The 15665-nt window shown below is 70.3% G+C and carries 18 protein-coding genes; 4 read left to right on the top strand and 14 right to left on the bottom strand.

The window, feature by feature from the left end:
• Nucleotides 1–89: 89 nt before the first annotated feature.
• The 8 genes from ABD811_RS36580 to ABD811_RS36615 form a co-directional block, all read right to left on the bottom strand.
• Nucleotides 90–1145: a hypothetical protein gene (locus ABD811_RS36580; protein ID WP_344956943.1), complete on the bottom strand. Its 1056-nt coding sequence runs from the start codon at nucleotides 1143–1145 to the stop codon at nucleotides 90–92.
• A 513-nt stretch (nucleotides 1146–1658) separates the two neighbouring features.
• On the bottom strand, nucleotides 1659–2021 hold the full coding sequence (locus ABD811_RS36585) for a M50 family metallopeptidase (RefSeq protein WP_344956945.1): 363 nt from the start codon (nucleotides 2019–2021) through the stop codon (nucleotides 1659–1661).
• On the bottom strand, nucleotides 2018–2413 hold the full coding sequence (locus ABD811_RS36590) for a hypothetical protein (RefSeq protein WP_344956947.1): 396 nt from the start codon (nucleotides 2411–2413) through the stop codon (nucleotides 2018–2020). Before ABD811_RS36590 ends, ABD811_RS36585 begins: the two co-directional genes overlap by 4 nt.
• Entirely contained in the window at nucleotides 2410–2682 is a 273-nt protein-coding gene (locus ABD811_RS36595; RefSeq protein ID WP_344956949.1) for a hypothetical protein, read from the bottom strand. The genes ABD811_RS36590 and ABD811_RS36595 overlap by 4 nt, the downstream gene beginning before the upstream one ends.
• Before the next feature lie 239 nt (nucleotides 2683–2921).
• Entirely contained in the window at nucleotides 2922–3269 is a 348-nt protein-coding gene (locus ABD811_RS36600; protein WP_344956951.1) for a hypothetical protein, read from the bottom strand.
• Nucleotides 3266–3451 (bottom strand): hypothetical protein, encoded by a 186-nt coding sequence (locus tag ABD811_RS36605; protein ID WP_344956953.1) that lies wholly within the window; start codon nucleotides 3449–3451, stop codon nucleotides 3266–3268. Before ABD811_RS36605 ends, ABD811_RS36600 begins: the two co-directional genes overlap by 4 nt.
• On the bottom strand, nucleotides 3448–6084 hold the full coding sequence (locus tag ABD811_RS36610; protein ID WP_344956955.1) for a DUF3854 domain-containing protein: 2637 nt from the start codon (nucleotides 6082–6084) through the stop codon (nucleotides 3448–3450). Before ABD811_RS36610 ends, ABD811_RS36605 begins: the two co-directional genes overlap by 4 nt.
• A gap of 295 nt (nucleotides 6085–6379) precedes the next feature.
• Complete coding sequence (locus tag ABD811_RS36615) at nucleotides 6380–6574, bottom strand: helix-turn-helix transcriptional regulator (RefSeq protein ID WP_344956957.1); 195 nt, start codon at nucleotides 6572–6574, stop codon at nucleotides 6380–6382.
• Between the two features lie 106 nt (nucleotides 6575–6680).
• Here ABD811_RS36615 and ABD811_RS36620 point away from each other — a divergent pair, with 106 nt between their 5' ends.
• Both ABD811_RS36620 and ABD811_RS36625 read left to right on the top strand, forming a co-directional pair.
• Nucleotides 6681–7280, top strand: a complete 600-nt coding sequence (locus tag ABD811_RS36620) for a helix-turn-helix domain-containing protein (RefSeq protein ID WP_344956959.1) — start codon at nucleotides 6681–6683, stop codon at nucleotides 7278–7280.
• A gap of 3 nt (nucleotides 7281–7283) precedes the next feature.
• Entirely contained in the window at nucleotides 7284–8453 is a 1170-nt protein-coding gene (locus tag ABD811_RS36625; protein WP_344956961.1) for a tyrosine-type recombinase/integrase, read from the top strand.
• Between the two features lie 30 nt (nucleotides 8454–8483).
• Here ABD811_RS36625 and glnA read toward each other — a convergent pair whose 3' ends face one another.
• Nucleotides 8484–9908: a type I glutamate--ammonia ligase gene (gene glnA, locus ABD811_RS36630; protein WP_344956963.1), complete on the bottom strand. Its 1425-nt coding sequence runs from the start codon at nucleotides 9906–9908 to the stop codon at nucleotides 8484–8486.
• A 232-nt stretch (nucleotides 9909–10140) separates the two neighbouring features.
• Here glnA and ABD811_RS36635 point away from each other — a divergent pair, with 232 nt between their 5' ends.
• Nucleotides 10141–10626, top strand: a complete 486-nt coding sequence (locus ABD811_RS36635) for an RDD family protein (protein ID WP_344956965.1) — start codon at nucleotides 10141–10143, stop codon at nucleotides 10624–10626.
• An 88-nt stretch (nucleotides 10627–10714) separates the two neighbouring features.
• On the opposite strand, the gene ABD811_RS36640 is transcribed toward ABD811_RS36635, so the two are convergent.
• Entirely contained in the window at nucleotides 10715–11410 is a 696-nt protein-coding gene (locus ABD811_RS36640; protein ID WP_344956967.1) for a DUF4191 domain-containing protein, read from the bottom strand.
• A 110-nt stretch (nucleotides 11411–11520) separates the two neighbouring features.
• Complete coding sequence (gene lipA, locus ABD811_RS36645) at nucleotides 11521–12450, bottom strand: lipoyl synthase (RefSeq protein WP_344956969.1); 930 nt, start codon at nucleotides 12448–12450, stop codon at nucleotides 11521–11523.
• 185 nt (nucleotides 12451–12635) lie between these two features.
• Between lipA and ABD811_RS36650 the strand changes: the two genes are divergently transcribed.
• Nucleotides 12636–13139, top strand: coding sequence for a DUF1877 family protein (locus ABD811_RS36650; RefSeq protein ID WP_344956971.1), 504 nt, complete (start codon nucleotides 12636–12638; stop codon nucleotides 13137–13139).
• 42 nt (nucleotides 13140–13181) lie between these two features.
• On the opposite strand, the gene lipB is transcribed toward ABD811_RS36650, so the two are convergent.
• From lipB to sucB, 3 genes are all read right to left on the bottom strand, one after another.
• On the bottom strand, nucleotides 13182–13919 hold the full coding sequence (lipB, locus tag ABD811_RS36655) for a lipoyl(octanoyl) transferase LipB (RefSeq protein WP_344956973.1): 738 nt from the start codon (nucleotides 13917–13919) through the stop codon (nucleotides 13182–13184).
• A 25-nt stretch (nucleotides 13920–13944) separates the two neighbouring features.
• Nucleotides 13945–14682, bottom strand: coding sequence for a Type 1 glutamine amidotransferase-like domain-containing protein (locus ABD811_RS36660; RefSeq protein WP_344956975.1), 738 nt, complete (start codon nucleotides 14680–14682; stop codon nucleotides 13945–13947).
• Between the two features lie 206 nt (nucleotides 14683–14888).
• The coding region (sucB, locus tag ABD811_RS36665; RefSeq protein ID WP_344956977.1) for a 2-oxoglutarate dehydrogenase, E2 component, dihydrolipoamide succinyltransferase at nucleotides 14889–15665 on the bottom strand (777 nt) is incomplete at its 5' end.

A 15665-nucleotide genomic window follows, 5' to 3' on the forward strand; every position in this document is an offset into this window, starting at 1 on the left:
GATCGTTCCGCTTGGCTGACGGACATCTTGAGGTCGCCCACAAAATCGCAGGTCAGGCGGCCCTAAGGAACGTTAGAGCCGGGGACGTCTCAGCTTGCCGCCTCGTACACGAGGGTGAACCCGAACTCGTCATTGGACGCCCACGTGAACGGCGCGTTGTTCCTCACCACCACGGAGTCAATCGAGATCCGCACCTTGTCCGAGACGCCCGTGTTGATGAAGCACCCGCCGTCGCGGTAGTCGGCGCCCGAATCGTCGTAGCAGTAGCCGGTACCCGTGACGCGCCCAGGAGACGTCACCCGGGCCGCAACGGGCAGCGCGATCTCATAGAAGCCGGAACCGACGTTGATGCCAGAGCTGCCGAACCGACACACCACCTGGACCGTCACACGGCGCCCCTCGCGGATATACCGGCCCGAGCGGGTGGACCCGACACCCAGCGATGGGTTCGTGGTCGTCGCCGTGAGTGCCGGCGTGTAGCTCGTCCATGCCGACCCCCCGCCGTCTCGGCGCGGCACCTCACGCCACGCGCCGTCAATGAAGATCTCCGTGCATCCTTTGTCGGTGCGGGCGATCTCCTCGAAGGGCAGCGGAACGGCGGGACGCTCGGCGTCCGACCCTGTCAGCCGGGCCCGGCCCGGCTGAGACAGTGCATTGAACCGCGTGTCGAGGATGTTGGCGTTCGTCACCGACGCGTCTCCGGCGGTCACTGTCACCGTCGCTAGGGAGTATGCCGACCCCGGTACCGGCGGCGTGCCGGACCCGGTGTCCTCCAGAACCATCAGCGCCCAGTCATAGCCCGTCCAGGTGCCGTTGTAGAGCTTGTCACGGACCTGCGCCACCACCCGATGCGTACGGCTCCCGGACGCTGGAGGCGCCGGAATGGGGAGGTTCTCCACCGCGTCGGAGCGAACCAGATACGAGCCCTGCCCGGCCATGTCGTCGCCAGTGATGACCGCCTGTCCCGGTGCGATGTCCACCGAGAAGTTCGCGCCCGCGGCCCGCTGCGACACCTGCAGACCGCCAGCGGTGACACCCTCCGTCTGCCACAGCGACGTGAGCAGCAGGCGGTCATCCTGGGCGCTGTACTGGACTGGCGTGTCACCAGAAGCGACCTGCATCCACAGCGGCGTGTGCAGTGTCATGGGGGTCTCCTTAGGGCGGGGCGGGACGGTGAATGATCAGGATGGAGATCACATGTCGCAGGGAGCGAAGCGGCGCTTCATGTGCAGGGCTCGCATGCGCCGCGCGTGCGCACCGCCAGCAGCGGACCGCATCCCAGCAGCCGCGTTCCCGGCCTGGCGGCGCTGCTCCTGCAAGGCCACATGCTCAGCGACCCGAGCGCGCACCCACGCCGCCCGCTCCTCGGAGAACTCACCAGCCGGTGGGACACCCCACTCACGCGGAAACGGGGCCGACCGCGCCGCGCTGGCGACCTCCACGCCCCGGCCCTCGTGCTCCGCCTGCTGGGCCCTGGTGGCACGCACTGCGTCCATCTGATGTCCTCTCATGCGGGGAACTTCAACAGGCCGGACTCGCCGATCTACGGCCAGCGTAAGCGAAACCGGCGACGTCCCGGGACACGCAGCGTGACGGAGAGAAAAGGCGACTGTGTGTTGGGGTCCATGCGGCCGGATATTCAGAAAATCGGGTGTCGCTCACCTCACGACGATCACGCGTTCGCGTTCCAGCCGCGCGGCCAGTGCGAGCCACGCAGCGCGACGTGTGGTGAGCACCTGGCGTGCGTCCTGCTGGGCACGCCACAGCGCACCGAACCCGAACCGTGTCTCGAAGCTGGCCAGGTCGTCACACGACAGGTCAACGAACGCCTCGCCGGCGAGCCGCTGACCGACCTCACCAGCCGCGGTGATGGCCGCTTGGACATGCATCGGGCCGCCGTCCTCACGCAGCGTGTGACCGTTTCCGCGGTCGCTCACCACGATCTCCACCACCGCGAGCCCGTAGTGCCGGGCGACGACAGCGTGAGCGGCCTCGTGCAGGGCGCTCTGCCGCAGGGTCACCGCACCATCCGCCCCGCCTCATCGGCGCCGTAGATGTCCCGCAGGGTCGCGTACAGGCGTTCCCGCCGGGTGGTCTCGGTGTCGGCGCGGCGTCGGCGCGCGGCGTGTTCCAGCCGTGCGGCCTCGGCGCGTTCGGCGGCCGGGGCGAACACCATGCCCGCAGCCTCCATGCTCGCCGCCACGGACAGCCCGCCCTCGGCCTGGCGGTCCCGCGCGGCGTAGGCCAGGCCCGCGTCCTGCAGCTGCTGGGCGGTGGTGCGGCGCGCGACGGCCTGGTGCCGGTCGGCGACCTCGTTGAGTCGCGCCATGGCCGCCTCATGGCGCCGGTTGCTTTCGGTGAGCCGGCGCATCAGTTCCAGCCGCTGCCGCTGCCGCTCCCGGTAGTCACTCATCCCTCTTGCTCCTTCCCGATCTCGCACACGGCCAGCCCGTGGGCGATCTCCCGCCATAGTTCCTCGCGGTCCCGGCCCGTCGCGCCGGCGAGCCGGTCGAGCAGCACCACCGCCACCGACCCGACCGCCGACGCGAGCGCGACATCCGACGCCTCGCCCAGCTCGGCAACCGCACGGTCCAGTGCACCGCCGAGCGTGTTGTCAGGGTCGTCGGTGAGGACGATCGTCACCAACGCTGTCACGTTCTCCAGCGCGAGTTGGCCACGCATGGTTGGTCTCTCCAGAGTCGTCAGGCTGGGGCAGGCAGGCGGGCAGGCGCGAGCGTGTACGGATGGGCCGCGGGCGGGGGGCACCATGGCGACGGGCAGCGGACCCGATGCCGGGACCCCTCGCCAAGGCTCACGCGCACACGCGCGAAATTCCGAATCCGGTCGTTCTCGACTTTTGACGGCGCCGTCTGGCACACGCCCGTGGAACAGGTCTCCGACGACCTTGACTCGGCGGGGCGTCACAGCGGGCCGCCCTGCGGCAGTACGCCGTAGTCGCGTTGCAGGCCCCGGAGGATGTCGACGACGTTGGTCGAGCCGTACCGCGCCTGCAGCTCGTTGGACCGGCCGCGGGCCCAGCGCTGCCAGCGTGCGGGGAACTCCAGCCGTCCGGCCTTGATCCCGTCCTTGACCCTCTGCTCGTTGTCGCGCCACCACTCCAGGAACTCGGGGACGGACGGGGCGATGAGCAGGCCCATCACGCGCGGGCTCATCACCACTTCGCCGTGCAGGGCGGTGCCGGGGGCGTACAGCACCGACACGTGGGGGAACAGGTCTTCACAGCCCACGACGGGCTTGTTGGTGGTCACTGCGTCTCCATGTCGTTGGTCCGGGCGAGCTTGGCGGCATGTCGGGCGGCGAGGCCGTACCGGCGACGCTCGGACAGTTCGGCGAGACGTCGGCGACGGCCGTCTCTGCGCCGCGCGGCGTCGGCGAGGCGGGCGGCGAGGCGCTCCTCTACGGCCTGGCGGACGTCGTCATGGGTACTCATGCCGCCCCCCTGTCGCGCGCCTGGCGCTCGCAGTTGTCATTGGGGTGGCAGGTCTGGCCGGGCGCGATGATCCGCATCGGCCCCCCGCAACCGGCGCACTCCCCGATCGTGCCGAGTGCAGGCGTGGCGTCCTTAGAGAGTGACTGCGTTTCAGCGTCACTAGCGTCATCAGCGTCACCACGGGCCTGTTTGCCCTGGTCAGCGCGGCCGTGCCGTGGTGACGCTGACATCGGGCCAGCGTCACCGCCAGCGTCACCAGCGTCACCAGCGCCGCCGGAACCTCGGCCGTGTGACGCTAGCGTCACCTGCTCAGCGTCACCATTGTTTCCGCTGGTCAGGGCGCCTTTCGGGGGTGTTTGGTGACGCTGGTGACGCTCGGACGCACCTTCTATCCCTGGACTCTCGGCGCGGTTGTTGCGCAGTTCCTCGCTCGCGGTCAGCACGTAGAACCGGCCGCGGCCGTCCCGCTTCTCGGTGAACTCGACACCGATCGTCCGCAGCGCGGGGGCGAGGCGCTTGAGCTGCCCACCGGCGCGCGTGGCGTCCCGCGGCCACTTCTTGGGGAGCCGTTCGGGCGTGCGTACGGTGTCCAGGATCTGCTGGGCGGTCAGCTTCACGCCGTCCGGCCCGGCCTCGCACACCAGCTCGACCACGGCCTGGGCGAACGGCTCGCCTTCCAGCACGTCGGCGACGGCGTTGCGGGCGCCGTCGGTGTAGTGCTTCAACGTTGACCAGCCAGTGATGTGGTCGACAGCGGCCAGGACGCGGGCGAAGTCGGCCATGCGGGGACGCTCGGTCAGCCGCACGTCCGGCAACGCCTTGAGCACCTGGGCGAGCAGGTCGAACAGGCTCGCGAGAATGGCGGCGTGCGCGTCGGCGAACGCACGGTCGAGTTCGGCCTCTTCTCGCCGCTCGCTGTCCTTGATCAGCGACAGTTCGATCGTCAGCAGCCGCTCGGCCAGGTCGCCGGCCAGCGCCCCGGCATCGATGGTGGTGAGCGCCAACACCCGGCGGAACTCCAGCACCACGACGTCATCATCGGTGTAAAGGGCCCGGTCTACGATGCCGTCTCCGGTCACCGCCCGGCACAGCGCGTCCGACAACCAGTCCGGGATGTACGACACGTTGTCCAGGCACAGGCCCCAGGAGTTGAACGCCTGCGTGGCCCACGACTTCACGTCACGGGGCGCGGTGCGCTTGGGAGCGCCGGACGGGTCGATGATCCCGATGACCATCTGCGCGGACTTGGACTTGCCGGTGCCCTGCTCACCGCGGAACGCCAGGATGGGGTGCGGCAGGTCCGGGATGAACGCCGCGGCCAGCCACGCCACCAGCAGCCGGAAGCTGTCGGTGTCAACGTTGAGCAGCTCGCCGAGCCGGGCCAGCCCGTCACCGTCGCTCACCGGGTCGGGAAGCGACTTCATCGCGCCGGACCGGCGGAACAGCACCGGGGACCGCGGGCACCGCTCCCACCCGTCCGGGCCGACGACGACGCACCGGCCGTCCGTGGTGCCCAGGTCGATGACGACGCGCTCACCGTCGCGCGCGACCCGGAGATGCGGGGTGCGCGGCTCGGCCGTCTGCGCGACGCCCTCCAGTACGGTCATCGCGTCGGCGAGCGCCGACTGCGATGGCACCGCCCCGCCCTGCTCATCGGCGTAGATCTTGGCCAGCAGCGACCGCAACCCGGCCCGGCCTCGCAGCGGCAGGGCGATGTTCGGACCGTTCTTGGCGACCGCGTACGGGCGCCCGTCGTCGGACATGAACAGCTCGAACCGGCCCCGGGCGATCTTCACCAGGATGGACGCCTGCGACGGCCCCCGGCCCTGATCGGACGCACTGTCGGCCACGTCCGCCGGACGGTCGGCGGCGGGCCGCGTCTCAGTGGCTTCGCCCGTGCCGGCCGACGGCAGGGACGTCTGCATCATGGGCAGGTCCGGACGGATCAGCGCGGCTAGGCCGTCGGCGCCGTGCGCGGCGATGTAGTCATCCAGGCCCGTCTTCCCGTCGTCGTCCTGGGGCAGGTGGAGGTACTGCACGTCGGCGCCCTTGCTGGCCAGGTACTCGGCGAGCTGCCCGAGCGCGTGGTGTACCTGCTGCTTAGTCATGGCGTCGGAGTCGAACGCGAGCACGACCCGCCGCCCGTTGAGCGCGATGTCATGCCAGTCCGGCACGGCACGCTTCCCGCCCTGGGCGCTGCTGCCTCGCCACCCCCACACGCCCGACAGAGACACGCACGCCAGCCCGGCCGACACGGCGGCGTCGGCCTTGCGGGACCCCTCGGTCACCCACAGCGGGACAGACGGATCCCCGATCACGTCCTTGATACCGATCGGCACGTCGATGCCGTTGCGCTGTCCCTTGGGCGTCTCGTACTTGATCGTGTTGCCCGCCGGGGTGGTCCGCGGGGTGTCCGGGCGGTACTGGTAGCCCCACACCGAGCCGTCGGCGCGACGCAGCGGGATCAGCAGCCCCGGCACGCTCCGCTGGTATCGCTCGAACCCGGCGTTCTCCAGCCGCTTCTTGGTGTCCACAGACACGTATCCGCGGGCCCGTGCGACCTCGGAGGAGATCGCGGACGCCTCCAGAAGGGCCGCGTGCTGGGGGAAGATGGCCGCGCCGTAGTGGCTCACTGGGCGCCCTCCGGCCGGTAGACGCGGGCGACGACGACCCACACGCGCCGACCGCACGGGGTACGGCGGACACCGCCCGCGGCGGCCTCGCTGGGGACGCGCCCAAAGTGCCCGGCCCGGCAGTGCGGACAGCGCAGCGTCAGCCACCACATGCGACGCCGACCGGCGGGGGCGTAGAGGCTGGCATACACGGCGGGGTAGCGCCGTATGCTGGTCGTGACGTCGCTGCCGTGTGCGTCTTTCGGGAGGCCCGCCCCCTGGCCCGGGGGCCGGGCCTCCGTCTCGTTGGTGGGCATCAGGCCGCCTCGCCCCCGTTGTCGGCGTAGCGGGCGTTCTCCCAGGTGATGACGTCAGCGAGCTTGTAGCGGACGTGTCTACCGATCTTCATGTAGCGCGGCCCGGTGCCCTTGCTGTTCCAGTCGTAGACCGTCTTGACGGGCACGCCGTACCGCTCCGCCAAGTCCTCGATGCTCAGATGCTTCTCGGGCATAGCCCTCTCCCTGTTCATCTCATGCACAGTCAGTGCATGAAATCGACACTGGAAGGTTCCCAACGGCACTGGCCGTTTGTCAACCAGTCGCCTAAGGTGTGCATCTGTGGAACAACAAACACCCACGGAAGTGATCAGTAGGCGCGTCCGGGAGCTGCGGGACCGGCGCGGTATGAGCGCGCAAGCACTGGCGGACCGCTGTGCCAAGCTGGGCATGCCAGCCTTGAAGCGCCAGGCCATCACCAACCTGGAAAACGGCCGCCGCGGCATGGTCACGATCGAGGAACTGCTCGTGCTGGCTCAGGCGCTCGACGTCCCGCCTGTCCTGCTGTTCATCCCGCTCGACGGCCGGACGCGCCTACAGGTCACGCCCAATATCGACATGGCGTCATGGCAGGCACTGTTCTGGGTGTCGGGCGAGGACGATCCCGCCGACCGTGACAGCCGGCAGCGCTGGCGCGAGACGATCGGCCCGGTACAGCAGCATCGGGCTTTCTTCACCTACTTCCGTCGCGCCGCGCGGTACGAGGTGGGGCCCCCCTCTCGGTTCAATGCCGAGATTCGGGAGCTGGCGAGAGTGCTCGACGCGATGATTTCGGCGGGCATCACCCCGCCGGCTATTCCGCCCGAGTGGCGCGACCTCATGCAGTCTCAGGGATGGCTTGAGCATCCTGACGAGGTGCCCGTACAGGCGTCGGAGGACTAGCGCGTGGCTCGCGTGCGCGACCTCTGGTACTCCGAGGTCAAGGACCCGGATGATCCGGAGAGCAAGCGGAAGATCAAGGTCAAGACGAAGCGGCACCCGGACAACGGCGGCAACCCGCAGAGCAAGCGCTGGTTGGCAGTCTGGGACGAGCCGGGCGGCCGGGAGCGCACGAAGGCATTCGCGACCAAGACGCGAGCGAAGGCGTACGCCGAAGACCAGGAGGCCGACGCCAAGCGCGGGACGTACGTTGATCCGAAGGCAGCCCGGACCACGGTGGGGGAGTGGTGCGACGCCTGGCTTGCCGGGTACGCGACCCGCCGGCGGTCGACCGTCCGGCAGGCCGAGGTGCACATAGCGCAGATCAAGGCCGAGTTCGGCGACTCCCCGCTCGCCGCCGTACGGCCGTCCCAGGTTCGCGCATGGTGCGCCAGGTTGAAGGACCAGGGCGCGGCGCCGTCCTACGTCTACGCCCTGCACGCCCGGCTGTCGCAGATCATGGGCGACGCCGTGCATGACGGGATCCTGGTCAAGTCGCCCTGCTCGCGCCGGACTTCACCAGGAACGGCGAAACAACGGCCGTACGTGGCGACGACGGCTCAGGTCTGGGCGCTGTACGACGCGATGCCCCATCGGTACCGGGCCGCGGTCCTGCTGGGGGCGTTCGCCGGCCTGCGGGTCGCCGAGGCGTGTGGGCTGCGGGTCGCCGATGTCGACTTCATGCGGGGCGTGATCTGCCCGGCCGTGCAGTATCCGGCCGAGCCGCTCAAGACGGAGGTGTCGCAGACGCCCGTCCCGATCCCGCAGTCCCTGGCGGCCGAGCTGTCCGCCCATGTGGCCGCGTATCCGGCCGAGACGCTACTCACGAACGAGCGCGGCGAGCAGCTCGGGCCGTGGGTGCTGGAACGCGAGATGCGGAAAGCCCGCGGGAAGGTGGAGGACCTTCCCACGGGCTTCCGGTACCACGATCTACGGCACTACCTGGCGTCCCTGCTGATCGCCTCGGGTGCTGACGTCAAGACGGTGCAGGCGCGGCTGCGGCACGCGAGCGCCAAGACGACGCTCGACACCTACGGGCACATCTGGCCGGACCGCGATGAGTCCACCCGGGCCGCGATTGACGCGGTTCTACAGGCTCGGGCGGAACAGGGACGGAACCAGGCCGGGGAGCGCTAATGAAGTGCCAGGTCAGCGCGCCCCGACCGGTCACACGTCGTAGTAGAGCTCGAACTCGTGGGGGTGCGGGCGCAGGCGGATCGGGTCGATCTCGAACTCGCGCTTCATGGACAGCCAGGTCTCGATGAGGTCGGGGGTGAACACCCCGCCCTCCAGCAGGAAGTCGTGGTCGGCCTCCAGGGCGTCCAGGACCTTCTCCAGCGAGCCGGGCACCTGCGGGATGGCGCGGGCCTCCTCGGGCGGCAGCTCGTAGAGGTCCTTGTCCACCGGCTCGGCGGGCTCGATCTTGTTCTTGATGCCGTCCAGGCCCGCCATCAGCATCGCCGAGAAGGCCAGGTACGGGTTGCAGGACGGGTCCGGAACGCGGAACTCGACCCGCTTGGCCTTGGGGTTGGAGCCGGTGATCGGGATGCGGATGCAGGCCGACCGGTTGCGCTGCGAGTACACCAGGTTGACCGGGGCCTCGAAGCCGGGCACCAGGCGGTGGTAGGAGTTCACCGTCGGGTTGGTGAAGGCCAGCAGCGCCGGGGCGTGCTTGAGCAGGCCGCCGATGTAGTAGCGGGCGGTGTCCGACAGGCCCGCGTAGCCGACCTCGTCGTAGAACAGCGGCGAGCCGTCCTTCCACAGCGACTGGTGGCAGTGCATGCCCGACCCGTTGTCACCGAAGATCGGCTTGGGCATGAACGTCACCGTCTTGCCCGCGGCGCGCGCCACGTTCTTGACGACGTACTTGTAGAGCATCAGCTGGTCGGCGGTCTTCAGCAGCGTGTCGAAGCGGAAGTCGATCTCGGCCTGGCCCGCGGTGCCGACCTCGTGGTGCTGCATCTCCACGTGGATGCCCACGTCGAGCAGCTGGGAGACCATCTCCGAGCGCAGGTCGGTGTAGTGGTCCATCGGCGGGACGGGGAAGTAGCCGCCCTTGTAGGGGGGCTTGGCGCCCAGGTTGCCGCCGGCCTCCTCGCGCCCGGTGTTCCAGGCGCCCTCGATCGAGTCGAGGTAGTAGTAGCCCGCGTTCTCCTTGGTCTCGAAGCGGACGTCGTCGAAGATGTAGAACTCGGCCTCGGGGCCGAAGAACGCGGTGTCGGCCACGCCGGTGCCGCGCAGGTACTCCTGCGCCTTCTTGGCCACGTTGCGCGGGTCGCGGCTGTAGGGCTCGCCGGTCAGCGGGTCGTGGACGAAGAAGTTGAGGTTGAGGGTCTTGTGCTGGCGGAACGGGTCGAGCACCGCCGTGCTCGGGTCCGGCAGCAGGAGCATGTCCGACTCGTGGATCTCCTGGAACCCGCGGACCGACGAACCGTCGAACATCAGCCCCTCGGTGAAGACGCTCTCGCCGAAGCTCTCCACGGGGAACGTGAAGTGCTGCATCTTCCCGGGCAGGTCCACGAAACGGCAGTCGACGAAACGCACGCCTTCGCGTTCGATATAGCTCAGGACCTCTTCGGCGCTGCTGAACATCCAGCCTCCTTGGGGCGCTTTTGGCTCCTGTGGAGGCTATGGTCAGGGGGTTTCCCGGCCGTGTCCCATGTGTTTCGCCTGTGTTACGGCTCACGTTGGGTGGCGTTTTTGGGGGTGTCCGTGCCGTTTCACACAGTTTCATGGGTCCCGCGTGCACCGCGGGCGGCCGGCGGCGGCCCCGGCCGCGGGGAGCCGATGGGGACGCACGGCGGGGAGCGGATAGCGTAGGGCCATGAGCAGCGGTAAGGAGCGGCCCGCCGCGGGTGCGCGGTGGACGCAGACGTGGCTGGGCGGGGCCCGCTCGGCCGGTGCGGACCTCGGCTACCCGGGCGAGCGGCTCGGGCTGCCCGAGCAGGGCGGCGGCGCCGTCGCCGGATACGGCCGCCGGCTGCTGGCCCTGTTCATCGACTGGGGGCTGTCCCTGCTGGTGGCCAGCTTCCTGGCGCGCGTGCTGGAACTGTCGCCGCCGCAGCGCAGCCTGATGACGCTGCTGGTGTTCGGCGTGCAGGCGTGGGTGCTGGTCGGGCTGATCGGCACCACGATCGGCAAGCGGATCTGCGGCATCCGGGTGATACGGCTGGACGGCCGTCCGGTCGGGCCCGTGTGGGCGCTGGCCCGCACCGTCCTGCTGCTGGTGGTCGTGCCCGCGCTGATCTGGGACCGCGACTACCGCGGCCTGCACGACCGCGCCGCCAACACCATCGTCGTCAACATGTAGGACACGGGCAGGGCCGTGCCCGCCGGAGACGAACACGAAGAAGCGCCCCCGGCTTGGGGGCGCTTCTTCCACGTCGTACGGGGGGCGGTCAGCGCATCTTGGGCTTGGGCCCCTTGGGCATCCGGACGCCCTTCGGCATCGGGCCCTTGGGCATCTGCATGGAGCGGGGGAGCGCCTGCAGCCGGTCGTTCACCTCGCCGACCTGCCCCTTGGTGAGGTTGCGCGGCAGCTTCATCAGGTGCCGCTGCAGCTTGTCCACGGGGATCTGGCCGTCGGCGTCGCCGACCTGCACGTCGTAGATCGGCACCTGCTGGGCGGCGCGCGCGATGCGCTTCTTCTCCGCTCCCAGCAGCGGGCCGACGCGGTTGGGCGGGCCCTCGGACACCAGGATCACCCCGGGGCGTCCCACCACGCGGTGCACCATGTCGAGGTTGCGGTTGCCGGCGACGGCCTCGGTGACCGTCCAGTTGCCGCGCATGTTCTTCAGGATCGCCGCGGCCGCGCCCGGCTGCCCGGCGATCATCTTGTACTGCGCGCGCTGCGCCAGCTGACCGAACACGATCATGCCGACGGCGGCCGCGGCCAGCACCGCCAGCGGGATGAAGAACCACAGGCTGCCGACGACCACCCCGATGAGGATGACGACGACCAGGGTGCCGAGCGCGGACGCGAACACGATCGGCAGGGCCTTGGGGTTCGCCTGCTTGAGCACCCGGGCGACCAGTCGGATCTGCTGGAAACGGCCCGGACGCTCCTGGGCCCCGTCCGTCGGCTTGTTCGACATGGCCTCAAGGATAGTGCCGTCGTACCACTCGCCCGACATCTCCCCGACCGGCGCATATCCGCCGGCCGGGTGCGGGCGGCCCGCCGTCCCCGTGGCGGGGACGGGCAGGGTCAGGACTCGCGGGCCTCGATCGCCTGCCGGTAGAGGCGTCCGGCGCGGTAGCTGGAACGCACCAGCGGCCCGGACATCACCCCGGCGAAGCCGATCTCCTCGGCCTCCTCGCGCAGCTCGACGAACTCCTCGGGCTTGACCCACCGCTCCACCGGGTGGTGCCGGGGGCTGGGCCGCAGGTACTGGGTGATGGTGACCAGCTCGCATCCCGCCTCGTGCAGGTCGCGCAGCGCCTGGGAGACCTCCTCGCGGGTCTCGCCCATGCCCAGGATCAGGTTGGACTTGGTGACCAGCCCGGCCGCGCGGGCCTGGGTGAGCACGTCCAGCGACCGCTCGTACCGGAACGCGGGACGGATGCGCTTGAAGATGCGCGGCACGGTCTCCACGTTGTGCGCCAGCACCTCCGGACGCGCGCCGAACACCTCGCCGAGCTGGTCGGGACGGCCGTTGAAGTCGGGGATGAGCAGCTCGACGCCGCAGCCGGGCACCGCGCCGTGGATGGCGCGGACGGTCTCGGCGTACAGCCAGGCGCCGCCGTCCTCCAGGTCGTCGCGGGCCACGCCGGTGACGGTGGCGTACCGCAGACCCATCCGCGCGACCGACTCGGCCACCCGGCGCGGCTCGTCGCGGTCGAACTCGGCGGGCTTGCCCGTGTCGATCTGGCAGAAGTCGCAGCGCCGGGTGCACTGGTCGCCGCCGATGAGGAAGGTGGCCTCCCGGTCCTCCCAGCACTCGTAGATGTTGGGACAGCCGGCCTCCTGGCACACCGTGTGCAGGCCCTCGGACTTCACCAGGCCGATCAGCTCGCGGTACTGCGGCCCGGTCTTCAGCCGCGTCTTGATCCACTCGGGCTTGCGCTCGATCGGCGTCTGGCTGTTGCGGGCTTCAATGCGCAGGAGCTTGCGCCCCTCGGGTGTCACCGTCGTCACCCCCACAGGGTACGTCGCAAGCCGGACACCCAGTACAACCCCCACGTGGTGACCTGCGCCCCATCAGAGGAGGCGGGCAGGGGACGAATCAGGCAGGCCGATTCCCGCGTTTCCACCCTCCGTATCGGCGGTTCTCTCTAAGGTGACTCCCTGTCGCCGTCTCGACCCCGTACGGAGGAACCACCGTGGGACTGGCCATGACGTACCTGAGGGTGCCGCCGACGCTGGAGGGCGAGCCCGATCCCTCGCGGATCGCCCGGCTGGTGTTCGGCATCGCCGACTGGCGGCGCCGCCACCCCGCCGAGCAGGTCGTCGACCTCGGCGCCGCCTGGCAGGCGCTGCACTACCTGCTCACCGGGGACGCCTGGGAGGGCCGCGCCCCGGCCGCCGACGTGGTGTGCGGCGGCCGCCTGCTCACCGAGGACGGCGCGGCCGAGCTGGGCATGGACGTCATCTACCTGGCGCCCGAGCGGGTCGCGGCCGCCGCCGAGCACCTGACCGGCACCCCGTTCGAGACGATCGCGGGCCGGTTCGACCCGGCCGCGATGGCCGCCGCCGAGGTGCAGGACGCCGCCGGCATGGACCGCGACCGGGTGCTCGCGCCCGCCTACGCGCGGATCACCGCGTTCTTCACCGCCGCCGCCGCCGACCGCCAGGCCGTCTACAAGGTGATGACCCAGGACGGGTGACCGCCCGGGCCGCCCGGCCCGGCAGGCCGGTACGGGGGCGCGTCAGGCGCCGAGCAGCTGGGCGGTGGTGCGGTGCAGGGTGCCGGTGGCGCCCAGCACGTCGGCCAGGTGGCGCTCCACCAGGGGCGTGATCTCGGCGACGGTGACGGTGCGGCCGAGCTCGCTGGTCAGCGAGGTGGAGCCGACGTCGCGGATCCCGCACGGGACGATGCGGTCGAACCACGACATGTCACAGTCGCAGTTGAGCATGAAGCCGTGCATGGTGACCCCGCGCGCCACCCGGATCCCGATGGAGCCGATCTTGCGGTCGGGGCTGCCGGGCACCCACAGCCCGCTGCGGCCCTCCACCGTGACGGTCTCCAGGCCGAGTTCGGCGCAGACCGCCATCATCATCTTCTCCAGCAGCCGCACATAGCCGACCACGTCCACCGGGTCCGGCAGCCGGACGATGGGGTAGCCGGTGAGCTGCCCGGGACCGTGCCAGGTGATCTTCCCGCCGCGGTCGACGTCAATGACCGGGGCGCCGGGGTCGCCGAACGGCCGGTCCAGCGGCTCGGTCCGCTTGCCCGCCGTGTAGACCGGCTGGTGCTCCAGCAGCAGGACGGTGTCGGGGATGCGGTCGTCGGCCCGCAGCGCGTGGGTGCGGCGCTGCAGATCCCAGCCCGCCTCGTAGGGGACGGCCGCGTCCCCGAACCCGGCGTGCACGACGACCAGTTCACGCGTGGCGGCCGGAGTGCTCGCGGTCTCCGGCTCGCGTACGTCTACCTGTAGATCGGTCACGTCGCCCAGCTTATGCCCGGGGTCGTCATGACGAGGCGAGCAGCCTGGGCTCGATGCGGCGCTCGTCGGCCGAGCCGGAGCCGTCCGGCGTGACGTGGTAGGCGCCCGCGCCCTTGCCGTAGGACACCGCCTGGACCAGTTCGGTGCCCACGTAGTGCAGGGCCACCTTCTCGTCGGCGGCGTACGCCTCGGGCAGCGTCCCCTCGGCGACGAGCTGCTGCAGCAGGGGACGGCGCTGCGGGTCGCTGTCGTAGTGGACGCCGCACGAGTACGGCAGCAGCCCCAGCCCGTCGGCCAGCGGCCGCAGGTTCGGCCCGAACGAGTCGGTGGTGCCGCCTGCGTGCCAGCACAGCGCGCCGGCGCTCTGCCCGCACAGCACCACGCCCTCCGTCCACGCCTCCCGCATCATGTCGTCGAGCCCGTGCAGCCGCCACAGCGCCAGCAGGTTGGCGGTGCTGCCGCCGAACACGTACACCAGGTCCTGCGACAGCAGGTGCGAGCGCATGTCGGCCATGTTCGGCATGGGGTACAGCACCAGGTGGCTGACCTCGGCGTCCAGCTGGGAGAAGGCGGCGTAGCCGCGGGCGACGTGCTCGGCGCCGTCGCCCAGCGCCGTGGTCAGGAAGCAGATCCGGGGACGGTCCTGCCCGGTCAGGTCGAGGGCGTAGCGCAGCAGCGGGCTCGGTTCGTACCCGTACCGGGCGTCGGGCACGAAGCTTCCGCCGCCGATCGCGACGATGTGGGGCTGGCCGTCGGTGCTCACTGTCTCGCCTCCGTCGCCGTGCTCGGGGTCGTGCGGGCGTACTCGCGTTCACCCGTCACGCTACGGGCGCGTGGCGCAAACGTGACCGACTTTGGCGTTTCTTGGTGATGACTCCGCACGGAACGCGCCCGGACGCGCGGAACCCCGCCGCTCCCGGGGGAGCGGCGGGGTTCCTTCGGCCGTGTGGGACGCGCCCTCAGCTTGCCTCAGAGGCCGAGGTCGGCCTCGAAGTTGCCCTCCTCCAGGCGGTGCTTGATGGTGCCGAGGAAGCGGGCGGCGTCGGCGCCGTCGATCAGGCGGTGGTCGTAGGTCAGGGCCAGGTAGACCATGGACCGCACCGCGATGACCTCGCCCAGGTTCGGGTCGTCGATGACGGCCGGGCGCTTGACGACCGCGCCGGTGCCGAGCATGCCGACCTGAGGCTGGTTGAGGATCGGGGTGTCGAACAGCGCGCCGCGGCTGCCGGTGTTGGTCAGCGTGAACGTGCCGCCCGCCACCTCGTCCGGGCTGAGCTTGTTGGTGCGGGTCCGCTCGGCCAGGTCCGCGATGCGCTGGGCCAGGCCCGCCAGGTTGAGCTGCCCGGCGTTGTGGATGACCGGGACCATCAGGCCGCGCTCGGGCACGTCCACGGCGATGCCGAGGTTCTCCACGTCGTGGTAGGTGACCTCGTTGGTCTCGCTGTTGATGACGGCGTTGAGCTTGGGGTGGGCCTTCAGCGCCTCGACCGCCGCCAGCGCGAAGAACGGCAGGAACGACAGCTTGACGCCCTCGCGGGCCTGGAAGTCGGCCTTGGCCCGGTCCCGCAGCCTGGCGATCTTGGTGACGTCGACCTCGACCACGGTGGTGAGCTGCGCGGAGACCTGCAGCGACTCCACCATGCGGCGGGCGATGGTCTGCCGGGTGCGGCTCATCTTCTCGGTCTTGCCGCGCAGCGCGGCCGCCTCCGGCGGCGCCGCGAAGGGCGCGGCGGGGGCCTGCGCGGG

It is taken from the genome of Actinomadura miaoliensis (assembly GCF_039536785.1).
In the GTDB taxonomy this organism is placed as follows: Bacteria; Actinomycetota; Actinomycetes; order Streptosporangiales; family Streptosporangiaceae; genus Spirillospora; species Spirillospora miaoliensis.

Bases quoted from the DNA above. Each gene is read 5' to 3' on its own strand.
- ABD811_RS36615 (WP_344956957.1), bottom strand. From the start codon at position 6,574: ATGCCCGAGAAGCATCTGAGCATCGAGGACTTGGCGGAGCGGTACGGC.
- ABD811_RS36595 (WP_344956949.1), bottom strand. From the start codon at position 2,682: ATGCGTGGCCAACTCGCGCTGGAGAACGTGACAGCGTTGGTGACGATC.
- glnA (WP_344956963.1), bottom strand. From the start codon at position 9,908: ATGTTCAGCAGCGCCGAAGAGGTCCTGAGCTATATCGAACGCGAAGGC.
- ABD811_RS36605 (WP_344956953.1), bottom strand. From the start codon at position 3,451: ATGAGTACCCATGACGACGTCCGCCAGGCCGTAGAGGAGCGCCTCGCC.
- ABD811_RS36580 (WP_344956943.1), bottom strand. From the start codon at position 1,145: ATGACACTGCACACGCCGCTGTGGATGCAGGTCGCTTCTGGTGACACG.
- ABD811_RS36640 (WP_344956967.1), bottom strand. From the start codon at position 11,410: ATGTCGAACAAGCCGACGGACGGGGCCCAGGAGCGTCCGGGCCGTTTC.
- ABD811_RS36635 (WP_344956965.1), top strand. From the start codon at position 10,141: ATGAGCAGCGGTAAGGAGCGGCCCGCCGCGGGTGCGCGGTGGACGCAG.
- ABD811_RS36590 (WP_344956947.1), bottom strand. From the start codon at position 2,413: ATGAGTGACTACCGGGAGCGGCAGCGGCAGCGGCTGGAACTGATGCGC.